We start from the raw sequence: 20560 nt of genomic DNA, 5'->3' as shown, positions 1-20560 counted from the left end.
TCAGCCATGCCCCCGCCCGTCTCCACGTCCGCGGCCGCGGACCCGGGCGCGACCGACGCGGTGACCCAGGCGCTGGGCGGCCTCGGCGCGCCCGTCGACTGCACCGGCCTGCGCAGCGTTCCGCTCGAAGGGCCGCAGGTGCTGTGGCTGGTCACCGGCGGTGCGCTGGACCTCTTCGCGGTCGACGCCGCCGCGGCCGGGCACTGGCACTTCCTCGGCCGGCTCGAAGCCGGCACCCTGCTGCTCGGCCCCGTCGCGGGCCCCCAGCACACCCTGCTGGGCCGGCCCTCGCAGGACTGCTCGCTGCGCCGGATCCCGCTGCGCGAACTGCCGCGGTACGACCACGCGGCGTACGGCGAGTACCAGGACACCGGGGCCTTCGCGCAGTACGGCGCGCAAGGAGGGTACGGCCACGAGGCGCCCTCCCCGCTGGAGCACGCCTTCGCGCTGGGCACGGCCCGCAGCTCGGGTGTGCTCTTCGAGGCACCGCTCGACGGCCGGCCCGGCGACGACGCGGTGGCCGACGACGACGTCCTGTGGATGCCGGTGCCGCCCGGCAGCGTGCAGTACGGCGCCTCCTACAGCGCGGAGGCGGCCGGCGATCTGCTGGTGGACCCCGAGCTGTGGCAGCAGATGGTCAACCAGCAGTACCGGTTGCTGTCCGCCGTCGACCGCTGGATCGAGCAGCTGGAGCGCGCCCACGAGGACCGCACCGCGGCCGGCATCAAGGCCGGTGAGGCCGTCCGCGAGCGGGCCGACCAGGCGCTGCTGGCCTCCATCGGCCGGCCGGAGCGCTCCGGGCGGGGCGCCGACGGACCGGGACGGGCCGGCGACGACGCCACCTTCGCGGTGTGTCGGACGGTCGCCGAGGCGGCCGGCATCACGTTGACCGAGCCCCCCAAGGGCGGCCCGGTCAACGACCGCGTCTCCCCGGTGGAGCGGATCGCGGTCGCCTCCCGGATCCGCACCCGGGCGGTCAAGCTCGCCGGGAGCTGGTGGCGGACGAACACCGGCCCGCTGGTGGGCCGGCGCGCCAAGTCCGGTGCCCCGGTGGCGCTGCTGTGGCGCCGCGGCCGCTACGAGGCCGTCAACCCGGCCTCCGGACTGCTGCTGCGCATCGGCAAGGACAACGCCGGGGAGTTCGAGCCGCGCGCCGTGATGTTCTACCGCCCGCTGCCGGAGCGGCCGCTGACGATGTGGCGGCTGATGCGCTTCAGCCTGCGCGGGACCCGGATGGACGTCCGCAACCTCGCCCTCAGCGGACTGGTGACGGTCGGCCTCGGCGCGCTCGTCCCCCTCGCGACCGGCCAGGTGCTCGGGGTGTACGTCCCCGCCGCGGAGCGCAGCCTGATCGTGCAGGTTGCCCTGGCGGTCGTCGTCACCAGCGTCGTCTCGGCCGCCTTCATGCTGCTGCAGAACCTCACCGTGCTGCGGCTGGAGGGCCGCATCGAGAGTGCGCTGCAGCCGGCGGTCTGGGACCGGCTGCTGCGGCTGCCGACGAAGTTCTTCACCGAGCGCTCCACCGGCGAGCTGGCCAGTGCCGCGATGGGTATCAGCGCCGTTCGGCGGGTGCTGTCCGGCGTCGGGCCGGTGGCGGTGCAGTCCACCACGGTCGGCGTGATGAACCTGGTCCTGCTGCTGGTCTACAGCGTGCCGCTGGCGCTCGCCGCGATCGGCATGCTCCTGGTCATCGCGGCGGTCTTCCTCGCCATGGGCCTGTGGGAGCTGCGCTGGCAGCGGCGGCTGGTCAAGCTCGGCAACAAGCTCAACAACCAGGCGTTCCAGACCCTGCGCGGGCTGCCCAAGCTGCGGGTCGCGGCGGCCGAGAGCTTCGCGTACGCGGCCTGGGCGCGGGAGTTCGCCCGCTCCCGGGAGCTCCAGCAGAAGGCCGGCCGGATCAAGAACCTGACCACCGTCCTGAACGCGGTCTATCTGCCGCTGTGCTCGCTGACCCTGTTCATGCTGCTGGCCGGACCGGCCCGCGGCACCATGTCCGCCGCCTCGTTCCTCACCTTCAACACCGCGGTGACCATGCTGCTGACCTCCGTCACCCAGATCACCGGCGCGTTCGTCGCGGCCGCCGCCGCGCTGCCGATGTTCGAGCAGATCAAGCCGGTGCTGGACGAGGCGCCCGAGGTCCGCGGCGCCAGCGCCCAGCCCGGCACGCTCTCCGGCGGCATCGAGGCCAAGAAGCTCTCCTTCCGCTACACCGACGACGGTCCGCTCGTCCTCGACGACATCTCGCTCCAGGTCCGGCCCGGCGAGTTCGTCGCGGTGGTGGGGCCCAGCGGATGCGGCAAGTCGACCCTGCTGCGGCTCCTGATCGGCTTCGACAAGCCCTCCTCGGGCAGCGTCCTGTACGACGGGCAGGACCTCGCCGCCCTGGACCAGGCCGCGGTCCGCCGCCAGTGCGGGGTCGTCCTGCAGAACGCCCAGCCGCTGACCGGCTCCATCCTGGACTGCATCTGCGGTGCGGAGGCCTTCACCCAGGAGGAGGCCTGGGCGGCCGCCGAGATGGCGGGCCTGGCCGAGGACATCAAGCGGATGCCGATGGGTCTGCACACCATGATCTCCGGCGGTGGCGCGATCTCCGGGGGCCAGCGCCAGCGCCTGATGATCGCGCAGGCGCTGGTCCGCCGCCCGAGGATCCTCTTCTTCGACGAGGCCACCAGCGCCCTGGACAACGAGACCCAGCGCATCGTCATCGACAGCACCCGTAAGCTCAGCGCCAGCCGGCTGGTGATCGCCCACCGGCTGACCACGGTCATGGACGCGGACCGCGTGATCGTGATGGAGGACGGCCGGATCGTCGAACAGGGCGCCCCGGCCCAGCTGCTCGCCGACACCGGCGGCCGGCTGCACGACCTGGTGCGCCGCCAGCTGGCCTGAGCCGCCGGCCGGCCGCGTCCCGGAGGGACGGACGGCCCCGCCCGGCCGAGCCTTCCCCGATTCCCCGCAGAACACCGCATATCGTGCAGTGCAGCGGACGGAGGATGACATGGCCACAGCGCGCAGCCTGTTCGAGGCGCTGCCACCGGACCGGCGCCGGCGGCTGACCGACGTCGCACGGGAGGTGTCGCTGCCGCGCGCCACCCGGCTGTTCGAGGAGGGCCACCGGGCGGACCGGTTCTGGATCATCCGCAGCGGACAGGTCGTGCTCGACCAGCGCGTCCCCGGACGCCGGGCGGCGGTCGTCGAAACCCTCGGCCGCGATGAACTGCTCGGCTGGTCCTGGCTGTTCCCGCCCTACCTGTGGCATCTGGGAGCGGAGACCGTCGGCCCGGTGGAGGCGGTGGAGTTCGACGCGAGCGTGGTCCGCGCCCTGTGCGAGTCCGATCCGATCCTCGGCCGGGAGATGTACCACTACGTCGCCGAGACGGTCGCCGACCGGCTGCACGGCACCCGCACCCGGCTGCTCGACCTCTACGGCCCCCAGGGCAGCCGACCGGACCCATGAGCCGGCGGCGGCCACCGGGTCGTCGTGACCGGTGACCGCCGCTTGTGTACCGGATGGCGGAACCCGTCCCACGGGCGCCGCACGGGCCCGGTCAGGCGCCGACGTAGGCCGCGAGGTGCTCGCCGGTGAGGGTGGAGCGGGCGGCGACGAGGTCGGCCGGGGTGCCCTCGAAGACGACCGTGCCGCCGTCGTGGCCGGCGCCGGGGCCGAGGTCGATGATCCAGTCGGCGTGCGCCATGACCGCCTGGTGGTGCTCGATGACGATGACCGACTTGCCGGCGTCGACGAGCCCGTCGAGCAGCCCGAGGAGCTGCTCGACATCGGCGAGGTGCAGCCCGGCGGTCGGTTCGTCGAGGACGTAGACGCCGCCCTTCTCGGCCATGTGGGTGGCCAGCTTGAGCCGCTGCCGCTCGCCGCCGGACAGCGTGGTCAGCGGCTGGCCGATGGTGAGGTAGCCGAGCCCGACGTCGGCCAGCCGCCGCAGGATCCGGTGGGCGGCCGGCGTGTGCGCCTCGCCGTCGCCGAAGAACGCCTCTGCCTCGGTCACCGACATCGCCAGCACCTCGCTGATGTCGCGGCCGCCGAGGTGGTAGTCGAGCACCGACGCCTGGAACCGCTTGCCCTCGCAGTCCTCGCAGGGGCTGGCGACGCCGGCCATCATCGCCAGGTCGGTGTAGACCACGCCGGCGCCGTTGCAGGTGGGGCAGGCACCCTCGGAGTTGGCGCTGAACAGCGCCGGCTTCACGCCGTTGGCCTTCGCGAACGCCTTGCGGATCGGGTCGAGGAGTCCGGTGTAGGTCGCCGGGTTGCTGCGCCGGGAGCCGCGGATCGGGGCCTGGTCGACCGACACCACACCGCCGTCGGCCGGGATCGACCCGTGCATGAGCGAGCTCTTGCCGGAGCCGGCGACACCGGTGACGACGGCGAGCACCCCGAGCGGGATGTCGACGTCGACGTCGCGCAGGTTGTTCGCCGTCGCGCCGCGGATCCGCAGGGCGCCGGTGGGCTTGCGCACCGACTCCTTGAGGGCGGCCCGGTCGTCGAAGTGGCGGCCGGTGACCGTGCCGCCGGCCCGCAGCCCCTCGACGGTGCCCTCGAAGCAGACGGTGCCGCCCGCCGCGCCGGCGCCGGGGCCGAGGTCGACGATGTGATCGGCGATCGCGATCACCTCGGGCTTGTGCTCCACGACGAGCACCGTGTTGCCCTTGTCCCGCAGCCTGCGCAGCAGGTCGTTCATCCGCTGGATGTCATGGGGGTGCAGACCCGAAGTGGGCTCGTCGAAGACGTAGGTGACGTCGGTGAGCGAGGAGCCGAGGTGGCGGATCATCTTGACGCGCTGCGCCTCGCCGCCCGACAGCGTGCCCGCGGGCCGGTCGAGCGCGAGGTAGCCGAGCCCGATCTCCACGAACGAGTCGAGGGTCTGCTGGAGCGCGGTGAGCAGCGGTGCCACCGAGGGCTCCTTGAGGCCGCGGACCCATTCGGCCAGGTCCCTGATCTCCATCGCGCAGGCGTCCGCGATGCTGACGCGCTTGATCTTCGACGACCGGGCCCCCTCGCTGAGCCGGGTGCCGTCGCAGTCGGGGCAGGTGGTGAAGGTGACCGCCCGGTCGACGAACTCCCGGATGTGCGGCTGCATCGCCTCCCTGTCCTTGGACAGCATCGACTTCTGGACCCGGGGGATCAGTCCTTCGTAGGTCATGTTGATGCCCGCGATCTTCATCCTGGTCGGCTCGCGGTGCAGGAGGTCGTGCAGTTCCTTCTTGGTGAACTTGCGGATCGGCTTGTCCGGGTCGAAGAAGCCCGACTCGATGTAGAGCCGGGAGTTCCAGCCGCCCCCGGTGTAGCCGGGGATCGTGAACGCGCCCTCGTTGAGCGACTTGCCGTCGTCGTACAGCTGCGCCAGGTCGATGTCGGTGACCGAGCCCCGGCCCTCGCAGCGCGTGCACATCCCGCCGGTGCGCTCGTAGGTCGCCTTCACCGCCTTCTTGGCGCCGCGCTCGACGGTGATCGCACCGCTCGCCCGGACCGAGGCGGTGTTGAAGGAGTACGCGCTGGGCGGACCGATGTGCGGCTTGCCGAGCCGGCTGAAGAGGATGCGCAGCATCGCGTTGGCGTCGGTGGCGGTACCGACCGTCGAGCGGGGGTCGCCGCCCATCCGCTGCTGATCGACGGAGATCGCGGTCGTCAGCCCGTCGAGGACGTCCACCTCGGGCCGCGCCGTGGTCGGCATGAAGCCCTGCACGAAGGCGCTGTAGGTCTCGTTGATCAGCCGCTGCGACTCCGCGGCGATCGTGTCGAACACCAGTGAGCTCTTGCCCGAGCCGGAGACACCGGTGAACACCGTCAGCCGGCGCTTGGGGATCTCGATGCTGACGTCCTTGAGGTTGTTCTCGCGGGCACCGTGCACGCGGATCATCTCGTGGCTGTCGGCGACATGCGGCGCGGGCGACCCGGTGTCCGTCCTCTTGGCCATGCTCATCGTCTCTCTCTGTCGTGGGCGGTCGGTGGAGCTCTTACGACCCGGCCACGCGGCGCGCACGGCCATGACGGTCAGGCTAAGCGCGGCTGTGTGGCCGGCGCTTCTCGATTCCTGATCGGTCCGGCCGGGATCGGTCCCCGTGCCTGCTCGCGACGGACGGCGGCGGCTCCGCGGCGCCGTCCGCGCTCGCGACCGCCGGCCCGGGGCGCTGTGGGAAAATCAGCAGATGAAACGGCAGGACCTCGACGACCTCGTCCGACTGCGGCGGGCCCGTGACCGGATGGACCGCGACTACGCCGAGCCGCTCGACGTCCCGGCGCTGGCGCGCGGCGCCCTGATGTCGGCGGGCCACTTCTCCCGCAGCTTCCGCGCCGCCTTCGGCGAGACGCCCTACAGCTACCTGATGACCCGCCGCATCGAGCGGGCCAAGGCGCTGCTGCGGCGCGGCGACCTCACGGTGACCGAGGTCTGCTTCGCGGTCGGCTGTACGTCGCTGGGGTCGTTCAGCTCCCGCTTCACCCAGCTGGTCGGGGAGAGCCCGAGCGCCTACCGGGCCCGGAGTCATGATCACGGCGCCGCCATCCCGGCCTGTATCGCCAAGATCCACACGAGACCGGTCAGGAACGGAGAAGCGTCTCCCGAGGCCGGGCCGTAGCGTGAGCGGCATGGACATCACCCTTTCCCAGTGCTTCATCGCCGTCGACGACCATGACAAGGCGATCTCCTTCTACCGCGATGTGCTCGGCCTTGAGGTACGCAACGACGTCGGGTTCGAGGGGATGCGCTGGGTGACCGTCGGGGCGCCCGCGCAGCCGGACGTGAACATCGTCCTGGAACCGCCGCTCGCCGACCCGAACGCCTCGGCGGCCGACAAGCAGGCCATGGCGGAGCTGATGGCCAAGGGCCTGCTGCGCGGCGTCATCTTCGCGACGCAGGACTGCGACGCCACCTTCGAGCGGATCAGCGCCGCGGGCGGCGAGGTGCTGCAGGAGCCGGTGGACCAGCCCTACGGCGTCCGCGACTGCGCCTTCCGCGACCCCGCCGGCAACCTCCTGCGCTTCACCCAGCCGTTGCGGAAGTGAGCCCCCGGCGGACCCCGCGGGGAAGGCCGCGCGCCCGACGCCGGGCGCCGGTCACCGGGGCCGGGCCTGGGTGACCCGCCACAGGCGGCGGGGCAGATCGCCCTCGTCGAAGGCGTGGACCTCTTCCAGGGCCCAGTCCTCGGCGAGGGCGTCGACGAGGTCCCGGTCGAAGAAGTGCACGGCGAAGCCGCCGTGCTCGTAGACGCCGTCGCCGTGGGCGGTGCCGGCGCCGTAGTGGGCGTCGCCGGTGTGGCGGACGGTGTAGACGAAGACGCCGCCGGGCCGCAGCACCCGGCGGACCTCGTCGACCAGGCCGTGGATCTCCTCGGTGGTCAGCGCCATGCACAGCAGCATGTGCGCGAAGACCGCGTCGACGGTGGCGTCCGGCAGCGGCAGCGGCTCGCGCACGTCGTGGACCGCGGTGGTCACCCGCTCGTCGACGTGCTGTGCGCGGGCGGCGGCCCGGAGCTGCTCCAGGCCGTGCGCGCTGAAGTCGGTGGCCTGGACGGTGAAGCCCTCGCGGGCGAGGAAGAGGGCGTCGCGGCCCTGCCCGGCCCCCAGCTCCAGCACATCGCGCGCACCGGCCGCGCGGAACACCGCGGCGGCGTGGACGGCGGGCGCGGAGGGCTGCTCGCCGTACATGCCGGGGCGGGCGGTGTAGGTGCTCTGCCAGTGTCGGAGCTGCCCGGCGGCCAGCTCCTGCCCGTTGTCGCTCACGTCGGTACGCCTTCCTCGTTCCCGGCCGGTTCCGGACTCGCCGGACAGCCTAGGGTCCGCCCGGCAGGGCGTCGGCGAGGCAGGCCGGGCGAGGTCGGGGACCGGCGCCGCGCGAGCGGGAGGTGCCGGTCAAAAGGACGCCGCCGCTGGGGAACCGTCCCCCTACCCCCGCCGACTACCTGTGCCGGGTCGTGCCTGCGACCCGTCGGCCGGTACCTGCGGCCGGGCGGACGGCCGGGGGAACCGGCTGGTGACGGGTAGGGGAGAAACACCATGCGTCGTGGGAAGCTGTGCGGTCTGGCGGTGGTCGTCGCGATGGTCGCCACCGCGTGCGGCGGCGAGGGCGCGGACACCGGCGGGGAGGCAACCGGACGCGGCGGCCCGGGTTTTCCGGTGCGGATCGCCGACTGCAAGGGCGCGACGACCACCTTCGCGTCCGCACCGCGCAAGATCGTCACCAGTAACGCCGCCGCCCTGGAGATACTGCTGCGCCTCGGCGCGGGCGACCGGGTCGTCGGGACCGGATTCCCGCCCGGCAAGGGCGCCCTGCCCGGCGAACTCGGGGCGCAGGCCCGGAAGGTGCCGGTGCTGGGCAAGCACGTCATTCCCAAGGAGAAGCTGCTCGGGTCGGGCGCCGACCTCTATGTCGACGCCTTCGCCTCGATGAACAACATGGGCGGGGCGGGCGACGCGCCGAGCGCCGAGGAGTTCCGGGCGGCGGGGATCAAGCACATCTACCTCGCCTCCACCGCCTGCGCCCCGATGTCCGGGAAGCCGCAGCGGGATCTGTCGGGGGTGGAGGGCGACATCAAGCGGCTGGGCGCGGTGACCGGCAGGTCCCAGCGGGCCGACGACCTCGTGCGCGGCATGCGGGCGAAGCTCGCCGCGGTCCACAAGGCCGTGGGCGACCTCGCGCCCGGCAAGCGGCCGACGTACTTCTTCTTCGACTTCGACGCCGGCACCAAGCAGCCGATGGCGGTCTGCCGCAACCAGGTCGCCAACGCGGTGATCGGCCAGGCCGGTGCGCGCAACGTCTTCGACGGCTGCGACGGGGACTTCAAGCCGGTCTCCTGGGAGGACGTGGTCGCCAAGAACCCGGACTTCATCCAGCTCGGGGTCCGCAACCGCGGCGACGCGGCGGCCACCGAGAAGGCGTTCGACCAGGCCGAGGCGTTCTTGAAGAGCTTCCCCGCCACCAAGGGGCTCGCGGCCGTGCGCAACGGGCATCTGCTGCGGATCGGCTCGGAGCGTACGACGATCGCCGGCGTCGGCAACGCGGACACCGTCGAGGAGATCGCGCACACCGTCCACCCGGCACGGTTCAAGGCGGAGCGGTAGTGGCAGCCGTGCTCGACGACCCGCCCGGACGGCGGCAGTCGCCCGGGCGGCGCGCCCCGCGCGCCGGGCTGCTCGCCCTGGCGCTGGGCCTGGCGCTGGCGGCGGCGCTGACCGCCGCGGTCTCGCTCGGCGCCACCGACATCGCGCCGGGACACGTCTGGTCCGTGGTGCTGCGCCGGCTGGGCGGCGCGTCGCCCCGGCCGGGCACCGACGACCTGATCGTGTGGCAACTGCGCGTCCCCCGCGCCCTGTTGGCGGCACTGGTGGGTGCCGGACTGGGCCTGGTGGGGACGGCGACCCAGGCGCTGGTGCGCAATCCGCTGGCGGACCCGTATCTGCTGGGCATCTCCAACGGCGCGTCGCTCGGCGCGGTCGCCGCGATCGTGCTGGGGGCGAGCGCCGGCGGGGTGCTGGGGCTGGGGCTGTCGGCGGCCGCGTTCGCCGGTGCGCTGGGCGCCTTCGCGCTGGTGTGGTGGATGGCGCGGCGCGGTGGCGGGTTCTCCCCGCTGCGGCTGGTGCTGGCCGGAGTGGGGATCGGGCAGTTCCTGTCCGGGTTCACCAGCTATCTGGTGCTGCAGGCCGGCGATGAGCAGCAGACCCGCAGCGTGCTGTTCTGGCTGATGGGAAGCCTGAGCGGGGCCACCTGGAGTGTGCTGTGGCCGCCGGTGCTGGCGGTCACCGCCGGGCTGCTGGCGCTCCAGGCCCGGGCCCGCCCGATGAACGCGCTGGTCATGGGCGACGAGACCGCGGCCGGGGTGGGCGTGGACGTCACCCGGCTGCGCCGGGAACTGTTCGTGGTGACCAGCTTGTTGACCGGCGTCCTGGTCGCGGTCTCCGGGGCGATCGCCTTCGTGGGGCTGATGGTGCCGCATCTGTGCCGGATGGTCGTCGGCGGCGACCACCGCCGGCTGCTGCCGCTGTCCGCGCTCACCGGGGCCCTGTTGCTGGTGGTCGTCGACATCGTGTGCCGTACGGCCATGGACACCCAGGAGCTGCCGGTGGGCGTGGTGACGGCGATGATCGGCGCGCCCGCGCTGCTGTTCATCCTGGACCGGCGGATGGCGGTGGGCCGGTGAACGTCGAGATCGAGGATCTGCACGTCGGCTACGCCGGCCGCGACGTGGTCGCCGGGGTGCGTCTGATGGCCGCGGCCGGGGAGATCGCCGGGCTGGTCGGTCCCAACGGCAGCGGCAAGTCCACCGTACTGCGGACCGTCTACCGCCATCTGCGGCCCACCGCGGGGCGGGTACTGCTGGCGGGGACGGACCTCGGCGCGCTGACACCCGGGCGGACCGCGCGGCATGTCGCCGCGCTGCCGCAGGAGCGCGGCAGCGACTTCGAGCTGACCGTGCGCGAAGTGGTGGCGATGGGCCGGACGCCCTACAAGCGGGCGTTCGCGGGCGAGGACCACACCGACCGGGAGACCGTGGCGGCCGCCCTGGCCGCCGTGGGCCTGGCCGGGCAGGGCGCCCGCCGGTTCTCCGCACTGTCCGGCGGGGAGCGCCAACGCGCCCTGCTGGCCAGGGCGTTCGCCCAGGACCCGGACGTACTGGTGCTGGACGAACCCACCAACCACCTCGACGTCCGGCACCAGGTCGAACTGCTCGCGCTGCTGCGCGCACAGCGCCGTACGACGCTGATCTCGCTGCACGATCTGAACGCCGCGGCGTCCCTGTGCGACCGGCTGCATGTGCTGCACGGCGGGCGGGTGGTGGCCTCCGGCACGCCCCGCGAGGTGCTGACGCCGGGGCTGCTGGCCGAGGTGTTCGGGGTGCGCGCCGCGGTGGCCGAACACCCGCTCACCGGCGACCCGTTGATCGCCTTCGACCACCGTGAGCCGCTGCCCGCCGGCGACGGATGAGGGGCGCCGGGCGGGCTCGGTTGCGGGTGCGGGGTTCTGGGGCCCCGCACCCTCACCCCGCCAGGTAGTGGCTCGGCCGCCCCTCGCGCAGCACCAGCCGGCCGAGCCGCTCGGCCTCCGCCCGGTGCATCAACTCCCGTCGGCCGTCGGCGTGTTCGAGCACGCAGGAGTGCCACGGCGTCAGCCACACATCGGGCGCTTCGAGCAGCCGGATCCCGAACTTGGCCGAGCCCCGCGGCTGCGGATGGATCGAGAGCCGGAAGGCCTCCGGGTGGTGTACGGCGACCAGCTCGCCCCAGGCGCGGCTGCGCCGCATCACGCCGTACGCGCGCCGGCGGCAGTCGCGCTGCAGCGCCGACCGGGTACCGGGGAAACCGGCGGTGTCCTCGAACAGGAACCGGGTGATGCCCTGGTACAGCCGCCGGGCCGGCTCGTCGCCGCGGGTCAGCGACCGCAACTCCGCCAGGGACGGGGCGTGCTGCTCCTCGACCAGCAGGCGCTTGTCGTCGTGCGTGAGCCCCTCCCCGTACACCTGGCGCAGGTCGAAGACGTCCAGCCGGGTCAGGCCCTCGGCTCGGACCAGGGCGCGCAGCGCGTCGTTGTAGGCGTCGATGTCGCGGTCCGGCACCCCGATGAGATCGCTGAAGACATGCCCGTCCGAGCAGATGGCCACCCGCGCGCCGGGCGGATACACGGCCTCGATGCGCCCGCACAGCGCGTCCAGGAAGCGCAGCGCCAGCCGTTCGCCCTCGTCGGGAAGGTGGCCCAGGACCTTGGCGGGGTTGGGGGACTTGCAGGGGAAGCCCGGCAGGGTGAACAGGATCGGCTCGCCCGCCGCCACCGGAGCGGCCAACTGCCGCAGCTGGGCGGGGAAGCCGTCGGGGGAGTCGCCGTGGGTGGCGTCCAGCGTGCGCCGGTACGGCAGCAGCGTGGCGAGCACCGCGGCGCAGACGGCCTGCCGGTCGGCGGGCGCGCCGGTGTGCGGTCGGGTGGGGCTGGTCAGCACGCGGAGACCGCCCCGCCGGACACCGGACAGCCGCCGGCCGCGCCGTAGGCGACCGGCAGCCGGTCGACCCCGCGCGCCAGCACCGCGGGTATCCACCGCAGTTCGCCGTCCGCGACGGCCGGTCGGAGGTCCGGCAGCCGCCTCAGCAGTGCGCCCAGGGCGATCTGGAGTTCGAGCCGGGCGAGCGCGGCACCGGGGCAGAAGTGGATGCCGTGGCCGAAGGCGAGGTGCGGGTTGGGGGAGCGGTCGAAGTCCAGGGTGTCCGCGTCGGCGAACCGCTCGGGGTCGCGGTTGGCCGCGCACAACGACACGATCACCGAGTCGCCCGCCGGGATCCGGGTTCCGTGCAGCTCGGCGTCCTCGGCGAAGAACCGCCAGGTCGTCAGCTCGAAGGCGCTGTCGTACCGCAGGAGTTCCTCGACGGCGCGGGGCAGCAGCTCCGGGCGGCCGGCCAGCTCGGCGAGGCGCTCGGGGTGGCGCAGCAGGGCGACCAGGGCCGTGCTGATCTGGTGGGTGACCGGCTCCTGGCCCGCGACCAGCAGCTGGAAGATCATCGAGTCCAGCTCCTCCTGGCCGATCCCGCCGGCATCGCGGGCGGCCACCAGCCGGGAGAGCAGGTCCTCGCCGGGCTCACGGCGCTTGTGGACCACCAGATCGGCGATGTACTGCTGCAGTCCGCGCAGCCGCGCCTCGTAGGCGGGACGGCCCGGATCCTTCGGCCCCACGGGCTGCACCACCTTCCCCCAGTCCCGGTCGAAGCGGCCGGAGAACTGCTCGGGCAGGCCGATGACATGGGCGAGCACCTGGAAGGGGAAGTGCGCGGCGAAGGCCTCGACGAGATCGGCCTCGCCGCGCTCCGGAAGCCGGTCGAGCAGCGCCTCGGCCATCGCCCGGAAGCGGGGTTCGAGCGCCGCCACCCGCTGCGGGGCGAAGGCGTCGGTGATCAGCCGGCGCAGCGCGGTGTGCCGGGGCGGGTCCTGATGGAGCAGATGCACCTGCAACTGGGAGTGCTGGGGCTCGGGCATGATCGAGGCGCGGGCCCGCCAGGCCGCGTTGCCGCGCGAGTGGTGCTTGCCCAGCCGGGCGTCGGTCAGTGCCTGGTGCGCGGCCTCGTAGCCGGTGACGAGCCAGGCGCACACCCCGCTGGGGAAGCGCACCCGGTGGACCGGACCGCGCGCCCGCAGCTCGGCGTACAGGGGATAGGGGTCTCGGGTGTACTCCGCTCCGTACAGCGGGACGGGATCGGGCAACGTGGACATGGCGTCCTCCTCAACGGCGCTGGTCTGCGACAACCGCACCCGCACGGCACGGCGTTGGAGAGGTCGGGCGCAGGGTGCCCCGAGTTCCCGCCATCCGCCGGGAATTCGGCGGATGGCGGACGGAAGGCGAACTACGGGCGGTGAAGCGGCGTGCCGGCCAAACCCAGTTAGTCGGCCCGCCGCACCCGCGGGTTCCGGCCGGCGAACGGGACAAACCTCACGCACCGACGGGCCCCCGAACGGCCGCTTCGCACCGCTCGCGCCTGCCACCATGACGCGATGTCCACCTCTCCGGCCGACCGCAGTCGGCCCGCACTCCCCTCGGCCATGGGGCGGCTGCTGCCCGCACGGCCGGTCATCGGATTCATCGCCCTGCTGGCGGTGCTCTTCGCGCTGTCGTACGCCGCCGGCGCCCTCGCCGGCCCGGTGGCACCGGGCCTGCACCCGGCCGGCGGCACCCGCCCGCCCGGTACCGCGCCCGCCGACGACGGGGACATGGGCGGGATGCACGGCATGGGCGCCGGGGCACCCCGCCCGGTGTCGGTGGGAGTGGTCCGATGACGGCGCGGCCGGCGCGGCCGGCGCGGCCCGCACCCCGGTCGGCCGGCGACCGGACACCGCCCGGCACGGGCACCGGCGGCCGACTGCCCGACCGCACCACCACCCTCACCATCGGCGGGATGACCTGCGCCGCCTGTGTGGGGCGGGTCGAGAAGAAGCTCGGCCGGCTGGACGGCGTCGCGGCCTCGGTGAACCTGGCCACCGGGCGGGCGACGGTCAGCCACCCCGCGGCGGTCCCCGTCGGCGAACTGATCAGCACCGTCGAGGCGGCCGGATTCACCGCGCGGCTCCCCGAGCCGGTCGCCCCGGAGCCGGGCGACGAGGAACGGCCGCCGTCCGCCGGGCACCCGGACGATGCGGACGACGACCACGCCACCCGCGCCGAGCGCCGCCGGTTGCTGCTGACCGCCCTGCTCGCACTGCCCGTCCTGGCCCTGTCGATGGTGCCCGGCTGGCAGTTCCGCAACTGGCAGTGGCTGTGCTTCGTGCTCGCCGCACCCGTCGCCGTATGGGGCGCCGCGCCCTTCCATGCTCGGGCGCTGCGGGGCCTGCGGCACGGCGCCGCGACGATGGACACCCTGGTCTCCCTCGGCGTCGCTGCGTCCTTCGCCTGGTCCAGCTATGCGCTGTTCCTCGGGGGAGCCGGCGCGCCCGGTATGACGATGCCGCTGCGCCTGCTGCCCACGGCGGGCGACGGCAGCGCACACCTCTATCTGGAAGCCGCCGTCGGCGTACCGCTGTTCGTGCTGGCCGGGCGCCGGATGGAGGCCAGGGCCCGGCGCGGCACCGGCTCCGCCCTGCGGGCGCTGGCCGAACTCGCCGTCAAGGACGTCACCGTACGGGCGCCCGGCGGCGAGCCGGGGCTGCCCCCGCGGGAGGGAGAGGGGCAGTGGCGCAGCATTCCGGTGGACCGGTTGCGGGCCGGTGACCGCTTCCTGGTGCGCCCCGGCGAGCGGGTCGCCACCGACGGCACCGTCGTCGAGGGCAACTCCGCCCTGGACCTGTCCCTGATCACCGGGGAGAGCCGCCCGGTCGAGGTCGGCCCGGGCTCGGCCGTCGTCGGCGGCGCGGTCAACTCGGGCGGTCTGCTGGAGGTACGGGCCGACGCGGTCGGCGCCGACACCCAACTCGCCCGGATCACCCGGCTCGTCGAGGACGCCCAGACCGGCAAGACCCATATCCAACGGCTCGCCGACGCGGTGGCGGCCGTCTTCGTCCCCGCCGTACTGACCGTGTCGGTCAGCGTCCTGGGATTCTGGCTCGGCGCCGGAGCCGATCCGCAGGCCGCGATCACCGCCGCGGTCGCGGTCCTCGTCGTGGCCTGCCCGTGTGCCCTGGGGCTGGCCACCCCGACCGCGCTGCTGGCCGCCACCGGCCGCGGCGCCCAGCTCGGGATCCTGGTCCGCGGCCCGCAGGCGCTGGAGCGGCTGCGCCGGATCGACACCGTGGTCCTCGACAAGACCGGCACCCTCACCACGGGGCGGATGAGCGTCACCGACCTCACCACCCGCACCGACGGCCTCGACGCCGCCACCGCGCTGCGCCTGGCCGCCGCCGTGGAGCAGGGCTCCGAACACCCACTGGGCCGCGCGATCACCGCACACGCCCGCGCGGCCCACCCGCAGGGCGAGCAACTCCTGCCCGCGGTGCGCGACTTCAGCGCCACGCCCGGGTACGGCGTATCCGGCACGGCCGACGGGCGCCGGGTGGAGGTCGTCCGCCCCGGCGATCTCACCGGTCTGCCGGCGCCCCTCCCGGACGCGGTGCGCGCGGCCGAGACCGCCGGCCACACCCCGGTGCTGGTCACCGTCGACGGCACCCCGGAGGCCGTCCTCGCCGTCGGCGACGCGCTGCGCCCCGACTGCTACCGCGCCGTGGACCATCTGCGACGCCTGGGCCTGCGGCCCGTCCTGGCCACCGGCGACCGCGCCGCCACCGCCCGCGCGGTGGCCGGCCGGCTCGCCATCACCGAGATCCACGCCGAGGCCCGCCCCGAGGACAAGGCCGCCCTCGTCACGGCGCTGAAGGAGCAGGGCGGCCGGGTCGCCGTCGTCGGCGACGGCGTCAACGACGCGGCGGCCCTGGCGCTCGCCGACCTCGGCATCGCCATGGGCGGCGGCACCGACGCCGCGATCGGCGCCGCCGATGTCACCCTCGTCCGCGAGGACCTCCAGGCCATCGCCGACGCGGTACGCCTCGCCCGCCGCACCCTGGCGACCATCCGCGCCAACCTCGTCTGGGCCTTCGGCTACAACCTCCTCACCGTGCCGCTCGCCGCCGTCGGCCTGCTCAACCCGATGCTGGCGGCCGCCGCGATGTCCGCCAGCTCCCTGCTGGTCGTGGGCAACAGCCTGCGGCTGCGCGCCTGGCAGCCGGGCGGCGGTGCGCGCAGGTCGGCCCGCCGGCCCGAACGAGCCCGTACCCCGGCCCCTGGAGGGATCGCATGAACCGGCTGCCCGTAGCGGCCGTCGCCGTACCGCTGCTCACCTGCCTGGCGACCCTCGGCACGCTCACCGTGTGGACCGCGACCGGCAACGCGGGGACGCCCGCGCGGCTGAGTGTCTCCGAGGGCCGGGTGCTGGTTCCCACCGGCTCCGAGGCCACCGCCGCGTTCTTCACCATCCGCAACACCGGCGGCGCGGACGACGTCCTGACGGGCGTCACCGGACCCGCCGGCCACCGGGCGATGCTCAGCCGCACCGTCGACATCGGCCACAACGCCCGGAGCATGGCGATGGTCCGGGCCGCCACCGTCCCGGCCGGCGGCACACTGCGGATGACGCCGACGGAACTGGACATCATGATCAGCCCGCCGCCGGCGCTCGCACCCGGCGACCGGCTCACCTTCACCCTCCACTTCCGCGACAGCCCGCCGCGGACCGTCCGGGCACGGGCGGTGCGTCCCGGCGGAAGGTGAGAGGCAAGAGCAGGGGGGCTCATGGACGAGCGGCAGCGCCGTCCATGAGCCCCCTTCGCCGTACCGGGCGTCGACCGTCAGGCCACGGCGCCCGCGAGCGCCCGCGGTTGCTCGGCCGGCTCCGGCCGCTCCGCCTCCGCCAGCAGCGCCACCAGCGTCTCCCGGGCGCGCGCCACCCGGGACCGTACGGTCCCCACGGGGCAGCCCATCACCCCGGCGGCCGCCGCGTACGGCAGCCCCAGCAGCTGGGTGAGGACGAACGCCTCCCGCCGCTGCGGTGCCAGGGCCGCCAGCAACTCGGACAGCGCGACGCCCTCGTCGAAGCCCGGCACCCCGCGCGGCTGTACCCGCTCCGCCGCCGACTGCCAGTCGTCGGTCGCGGCCAGCCGCGGCCGGACCGCATGGGACCGGATCCGGTCCGCCACCACCCGCCGGGCGATGGTCAGCAGCCAGGTACGCGCCGAGGAGCGGCCCTCGAACCGCGGCAGGCTGCGCAACGCCCGTACGTAGGTGTCCTGCACCAGGTCGTCGGTCGCCTGCGGATCGCCGCTCAGATGCGTCACATAGCGCCGCACATCGAGCTGGGTGGCCCGTACGAACTGCTCCACGGCCCGCTCGTCACCCGTCCGGGCGGCCAGCGCCCAGCCGGTCACCGCCTCGTCATCCCGCATACCGCGACCGCCCCTCGCCGCACCGCGGTGCTTCGGGGAGGATGGACCCATGCACTGCTCGCGCATCCGTACGGCCCTCTCCGCCCGCCTCGACGGGGAGGAAGCGCCACCCGGCGTCACCCCCGGCGGGCTCGCCGCGCACCTCGCCGACTGCCGCGACTGCCGGCAGTGGGAAGCCCGGGCGCGGGTCCTGACGGCGCATCTCGACCGCACCGAGGACGACCCGGCGGCCGTCGACGCGCTGCTCGCAGGCCTGCGCTCGGTGTCCGCGGAGCCGGCGCCGGTACGACCCGGTGCGGTGGACACGGACGGCGGACGGGCCGGCTGAGCGGGCGGTGCGCGGGCGCCCGCGCCCACTGACCGATGTGCCGGCGTCGGATACCGGCAGCGGCGCCACCGGCATCCGGACAGGATTCATCATCTGGAGTCCTTCGCATGATCCGGTCGCCGCACGCGGGCGGCGACCGGTGAAAACGGAGCCGGGACCCGGGCGCCCGCGCTCAGCGCTCAGCGCCCGGCCGTCCCTCGGCTCGGGAATTCGACCGTGCTGTCAGCCGACAGCCGACTCATACGGCGGACCCCGTAGCGACATCACATGGGCCAGCAGCAGCTTCTGCACCGCGCGCCGAGGCTCCTGCCGGGCGGCGCGCACGGCGGGCGGCGCCTCGGGCAGCACCCCGCGCAGAACGAGCACCAGCGGGGCGAACAGCCAGGACTCAACGCTCCGCACGAGCCGGAACGCCGCCCGCTCACCGCCCCACAGCCACCACGCGCTGAGCAGCGCGACCAGCAGGTGGGCCGCCAGCATGCCGGTGGCACCGCCGTGCATCCCGGCCATCTGACCGGAGGGATCCAGGTGCGGCATCTGGCCGGCATGCTCCGCCGGGGACATCCCCGGCATCCCGGAGGCGCCGTGCGTCCCGTGCAGGGAGGCCATCTGCCGCTGCATCAGCTGCGTCATCTGCGCGGTGGCGCCGTCGGAGAGCCGCATGCCCTGCGCGCCGCACATCCAGGAGTCCGCCCACTGCCGCGCGAGCGACAGCGGCTCGCCGCCACCGCCGGAGCGGGCCACCGTCTGGCCGAACGAGAAGGCGCTGTGCAGGGCCGCCTGGGTGCCGACGGTCAGCAACCCCACCAGCAGCGGGCCGCGTTCCCGGCCCGCGAAGCACCAGGCGCCGGCCGCGGTTCCCACGCCGGCGGAGAGCAGCATCCACGCGGGCACCGCGGCATCGGACATCACCGCATGCCCCAACGCAGCGAGCAGCACACACACCGCGGCGAACACCGCGGCCCGTAGCCCCCTGAGAACCTGCCCCGCATCCATGACAGGCCCATCGTCGCACCCCGCCTCAGGAGCGGATCACGAGGGGCACCGCAGGCCGGGCGTGCGTATGGGTGAAGCCGGTGGTGAGGCGGGTGTGCCGAGGTTAGAAGTCGGCGCCCGAACGCACGTATAGAGCTGTGACAGACCCTTTTGACGTGGCGATGCTGATGCTTGCCCGCTCAGAGCCTGTTTCTGACCTGACGCGCGACGGCGCGGCTCCGGAGCCGACGACCGTGCGCCCGTCTCCATCGGGGGGAGAGGCCCACGGCGCCGTCACCGCGGCATCGCGCGCAGACGCTCGCGGAAGGCTCTGACGCGGGGATGCCTCTGATAGGGGGCGAGCCGCTGGACCAGCCGGGGGAGCGTGCCGTGCACGGAACCCGTGGCGAGCTGCTGGTAGTGGCCCAGAGCGTGGAAGCAGTGCTCGACGGCCGCCTCCACCTCGTGCGTGCCCAGCAGGACCTGCGCGAGCTGGGCGTGCAACAGCGTACGGGCCTTGTGGTGGTCGGCCGGCCGGCCGGCCAGCGAGCGGGCCAGCTCGGCCGCCGCGCCGTTGTGGTCCCCCAGCCGCGCGAGCACCTCGGCCCGCTGGTAGCGCAGAGCGGTCTCGGGATAGCTGGTGAAGGGGCCCTCCGGACCCGTGGCCAGGGTGAGCTGCCGCTCCGCCGCCACGAGATCCGCGGCCGCCGGGCGGTGTCCGCCGGCGCCGGCGCGCACGACGGCCCGCCCGGCGTGCAGGAAGGCACGGGTCGCGTGGGGCACGGCGGTGCCCGCGACGCCGAGTGCCGCCTCGCCGAGCTCGACGGCCTGGCGGTGGTCGCCCAGTCGATGCGCCTGCACGCTCAGACAGCGCAGGGCGATCGCGTAGGCGCCGCGGTCCTCGGCCGCGTGGGCGAGGGAGAGGGCGACGTTGTAGTAGTGCAGCGCGAGGGCGGTGTGCCCCACGTCGGACGTCATGGCGGCGAGCAGCAGCGTCAGATGGGCCGCGCCGGTGAGCAGGGAGGAGCGGACCGCCGGATCGGCGGGTGCGGTCAGCAGCGGCACCACGTCGTCGGAGAGGTACAGCGCCAGTGCGGGCCGGCCGTGGGCGCCGCCGTATTTCTCCCCCATCAGCGCGCTGTAGGACGCCATGGTCGTCAGCCGTGCCGCGTCCGCCGAGGTCGCCTGCCGCCCGCCGTCGGTGGTCCGTACGACCGGCGGCGGGCTCTTGTCCCAGCCGCGGAGCACGGGAGGCGGGGCGGAGACGACCGAGCGGGCCAGTGGCGCCCGACGGGTGGGGTCGGCGTCCGCTCGGCACAGCGCGGCCAGCCGCCGTACCGGATCGTCGCTGCGCAGCACGGCCGCGACCGTGTCACCGCCCGCATCCGGTGCGTCGAACCCGGTGTCGGCGGGCGTCAGCCGCCGGCCGACCCGGCGGCCCAGCGCCTGCCCCACCAACTCGTCGACCGGTGGCCGGGGGCGCGATCCGTTCAGCCAGTGGGCCACGGAGGTCCGGTCGTAGCGCAGGGTCAGGCCATGTGCCGTGCCCAGGAGGTTGACGGCGCGGGCGAGATCGCCGGCGGACCAGTCGGCTTCGGCCAGCAGAGCGGCCAGCAGACGATTCGGTCGCCGGCCCTTCATGATCCGTCTTTCATGATCCGTCTTCCTTCCCCGGAGCCGACGCACCGCGACCAGGTGCGGGGACGTTCAACACGTTCACGGACCCACCGCGGGACGGACGTTCCCACCCGACCGGATTCATGGTTCCGTTAAGAGGCGGACGTCGGCTATGCCCCAGGTTCTGGAAGGCGGATTTCCGGACACTGGCCGGCTCGCGCGCCGGTGAATTCTGCGCCGAATGCGCTGCGACGGTCCGCACCAGGACCCCTCACGCACAACTGCAGCACCA

General features: G+C 73.9%; 18 protein-coding genes. 11 read left to right on the top strand and 7 right to left on the bottom strand.

Going from position 1 to position 20560, the window contains the following annotated elements; all coding sequences use genetic code 11:
• Positions 1-6 precede the first annotated feature (6 nt).
• Both WAB15_RS05945 and WAB15_RS05940 read left to right on the top strand, forming a co-directional pair.
• Positions 7-2889, top strand: a complete 2883-nt coding sequence (locus tag WAB15_RS05945) for an NHLP bacteriocin export ABC transporter permease/ATPase subunit (protein ID WP_407289177.1) — start codon at positions 7-9, stop codon at positions 2887-2889.
• A gap of 109 nt (positions 2890-2998) precedes the next feature.
• Positions 2999-3457 (top strand): cyclic nucleotide-binding domain-containing protein, encoded by a 459-nt coding sequence (locus tag WAB15_RS05940; protein WP_399147381.1) that lies wholly within the window; start codon positions 2999-3001, stop codon positions 3455-3457.
• 91 nt (positions 3458-3548) lie between these two features.
• Here WAB15_RS05940 and WAB15_RS05935 read toward each other — a convergent pair whose 3' ends face one another.
• The gene (locus WAB15_RS05935) at positions 3549-5936 is read right to left on the bottom strand and encodes an ATP-binding cassette domain-containing protein (protein WP_407285577.1); all 2388 of its coding nucleotides are present in this window, start codon (positions 5934-5936) and stop codon (positions 3549-3551) included.
• A gap of 226 nt (positions 5937-6162) precedes the next feature.
• On the opposite strand from WAB15_RS05935, the gene WAB15_RS05930 reads away from it, so the two are divergent.
• Positions 6163-6591, top strand: a complete 429-nt coding sequence (locus WAB15_RS05930) for a helix-turn-helix transcriptional regulator (protein WP_407285576.1) — start codon at positions 6163-6165, stop codon at positions 6589-6591.
• Between the two features lie 10 nt (positions 6592-6601).
• A complete protein-coding gene (locus WAB15_RS05925) occupies positions 6602-7018 on the top strand; it encodes a VOC family protein (protein ID WP_407285575.1) in 417 nt (138 codons plus the stop codon).
• Positions 7019-7069: 51 nt separating this feature from the next.
• Here WAB15_RS05925 and WAB15_RS05920 read toward each other — a convergent pair whose 3' ends face one another.
• The gene (locus WAB15_RS05920; RefSeq protein WP_407285574.1) at positions 7070-7735 is read right to left on the bottom strand and encodes a class I SAM-dependent methyltransferase; all 666 of its coding nucleotides are present in this window, start codon (positions 7733-7735) and stop codon (positions 7070-7072) included.
• 273 nt (positions 7736-8008) lie between these two features.
• Between WAB15_RS05920 and WAB15_RS05915 the strand changes: the two genes are divergently transcribed.
• The 3 genes from WAB15_RS05915 to WAB15_RS05905 are packed head-to-tail and all read left to right on the top strand — an operon-like array spanning position 8009 to position 10934.
• A complete protein-coding gene (locus WAB15_RS05915) occupies positions 8009-9073 on the top strand; it encodes an ABC transporter substrate-binding protein (RefSeq protein ID WP_407285573.1) in 1065 nt (354 codons plus the stop codon).
• Between the two features lie 8 nt (positions 9074-9081).
• On the top strand, positions 9082-10149 hold the full coding sequence (locus tag WAB15_RS05910) for a FecCD family ABC transporter permease (protein ID WP_407289176.1): 1068 nt from the start codon (positions 9082-9084) through the stop codon (positions 10147-10149).
• Complete coding sequence (locus tag WAB15_RS05905) at positions 10146-10934, top strand: ABC transporter ATP-binding protein (protein ID WP_399147387.1); 789 nt, start codon at positions 10146-10148, stop codon at positions 10932-10934. Before WAB15_RS05910 ends, WAB15_RS05905 begins: the two co-directional genes overlap by 4 nt.
• A 52-nt stretch (positions 10935-10986) precedes the next feature.
• On the opposite strand, the gene WAB15_RS05900 is transcribed toward WAB15_RS05905, so the two are convergent.
• A complete protein-coding gene (locus WAB15_RS05900; protein WP_407285572.1) occupies positions 10987-11940 on the bottom strand; it encodes an L-tyrosine/L-tryptophan isonitrile synthase family protein in 954 nt (317 codons plus the stop codon).
• Positions 11934-13199: a cytochrome P450 gene (locus WAB15_RS05895; RefSeq protein WP_407285571.1), complete on the bottom strand. Its 1266-nt coding sequence runs from the start codon at positions 13197-13199 to the stop codon at positions 11934-11936. The genes WAB15_RS05900 and WAB15_RS05895 overlap by 7 nt, the downstream gene beginning before the upstream one ends.
• 279 nt (positions 13200-13478) lie before the next feature.
• Between WAB15_RS05895 and WAB15_RS05890 the strand changes: the two genes are divergently transcribed.
• From WAB15_RS05890 to WAB15_RS05880, 3 genes are all read left to right on the top strand, one after another.
• Positions 13479-13760, top strand: a complete 282-nt coding sequence (locus WAB15_RS05890; protein WP_407285570.1) for a hypothetical protein — start codon at positions 13479-13481, stop codon at positions 13758-13760.
• A 119-nt stretch (positions 13761-13879) separates the two neighbouring features.
• Positions 13880-16207, top strand: a complete 2328-nt coding sequence (locus tag WAB15_RS05885; RefSeq protein ID WP_407289175.1) for a heavy metal translocating P-type ATPase — start codon at positions 13880-13882, stop codon at positions 16205-16207.
• Positions 16204-16677: a copper chaperone PCu(A)C gene (locus tag WAB15_RS05880; RefSeq protein WP_399147391.1), complete on the top strand. Its 474-nt coding sequence runs from the start codon at positions 16204-16206 to the stop codon at positions 16675-16677. Before WAB15_RS05885 ends, WAB15_RS05880 begins: the two co-directional genes overlap by 4 nt.
• Positions 16678-16754: 77 nt before the next feature.
• Here the strand turns inward: WAB15_RS05880 and WAB15_RS05875 are convergent, their stop codons facing one another.
• The gene (locus WAB15_RS05875; protein ID WP_399147392.1) at positions 16755-17348 is read right to left on the bottom strand and encodes a sigma-70 family RNA polymerase sigma factor; all 594 of its coding nucleotides are present in this window, start codon (positions 17346-17348) and stop codon (positions 16755-16757) included.
• 49 nt (positions 17349-17397) lie between these two features.
• Between WAB15_RS05875 and WAB15_RS05870 the strand changes: the two genes are divergently transcribed.
• The gene (locus WAB15_RS05870; RefSeq protein WP_399147393.1) at positions 17398-17676 is read left to right on the top strand and encodes a zf-HC2 domain-containing protein; all 279 of its coding nucleotides are present in this window, start codon (positions 17398-17400) and stop codon (positions 17674-17676) included.
• Between the two features lie 222 nt (positions 17677-17898).
• On the opposite strand, the gene WAB15_RS05865 is transcribed toward WAB15_RS05870, so the two are convergent.
• Positions 17899-18672 (bottom strand): PE-PGRS family protein, encoded by a 774-nt coding sequence (locus WAB15_RS05865; protein WP_407285569.1) that lies wholly within the window; start codon positions 18670-18672, stop codon positions 17899-17901.
• Positions 18673-18945: 273 nt separating this feature from the next.
• Positions 18946-20292 (bottom strand): hypothetical protein, encoded by a 1347-nt coding sequence (locus tag WAB15_RS05860; protein WP_407285568.1) that lies wholly within the window; start codon positions 20290-20292, stop codon positions 18946-18948.
• Between the last annotated feature and the right edge of the window lie 268 nt (positions 20293-20560).

The organism is Streptomyces sirii, from assembly GCF_045690365.1.
Classification (GTDB): Bacteria; Actinomycetota; Actinomycetes; order Streptomycetales; family Streptomycetaceae; genus Streptomyces; species Streptomyces sirii.
This window is presented reverse-complemented; position numbering and strand designations above follow the sequence as displayed.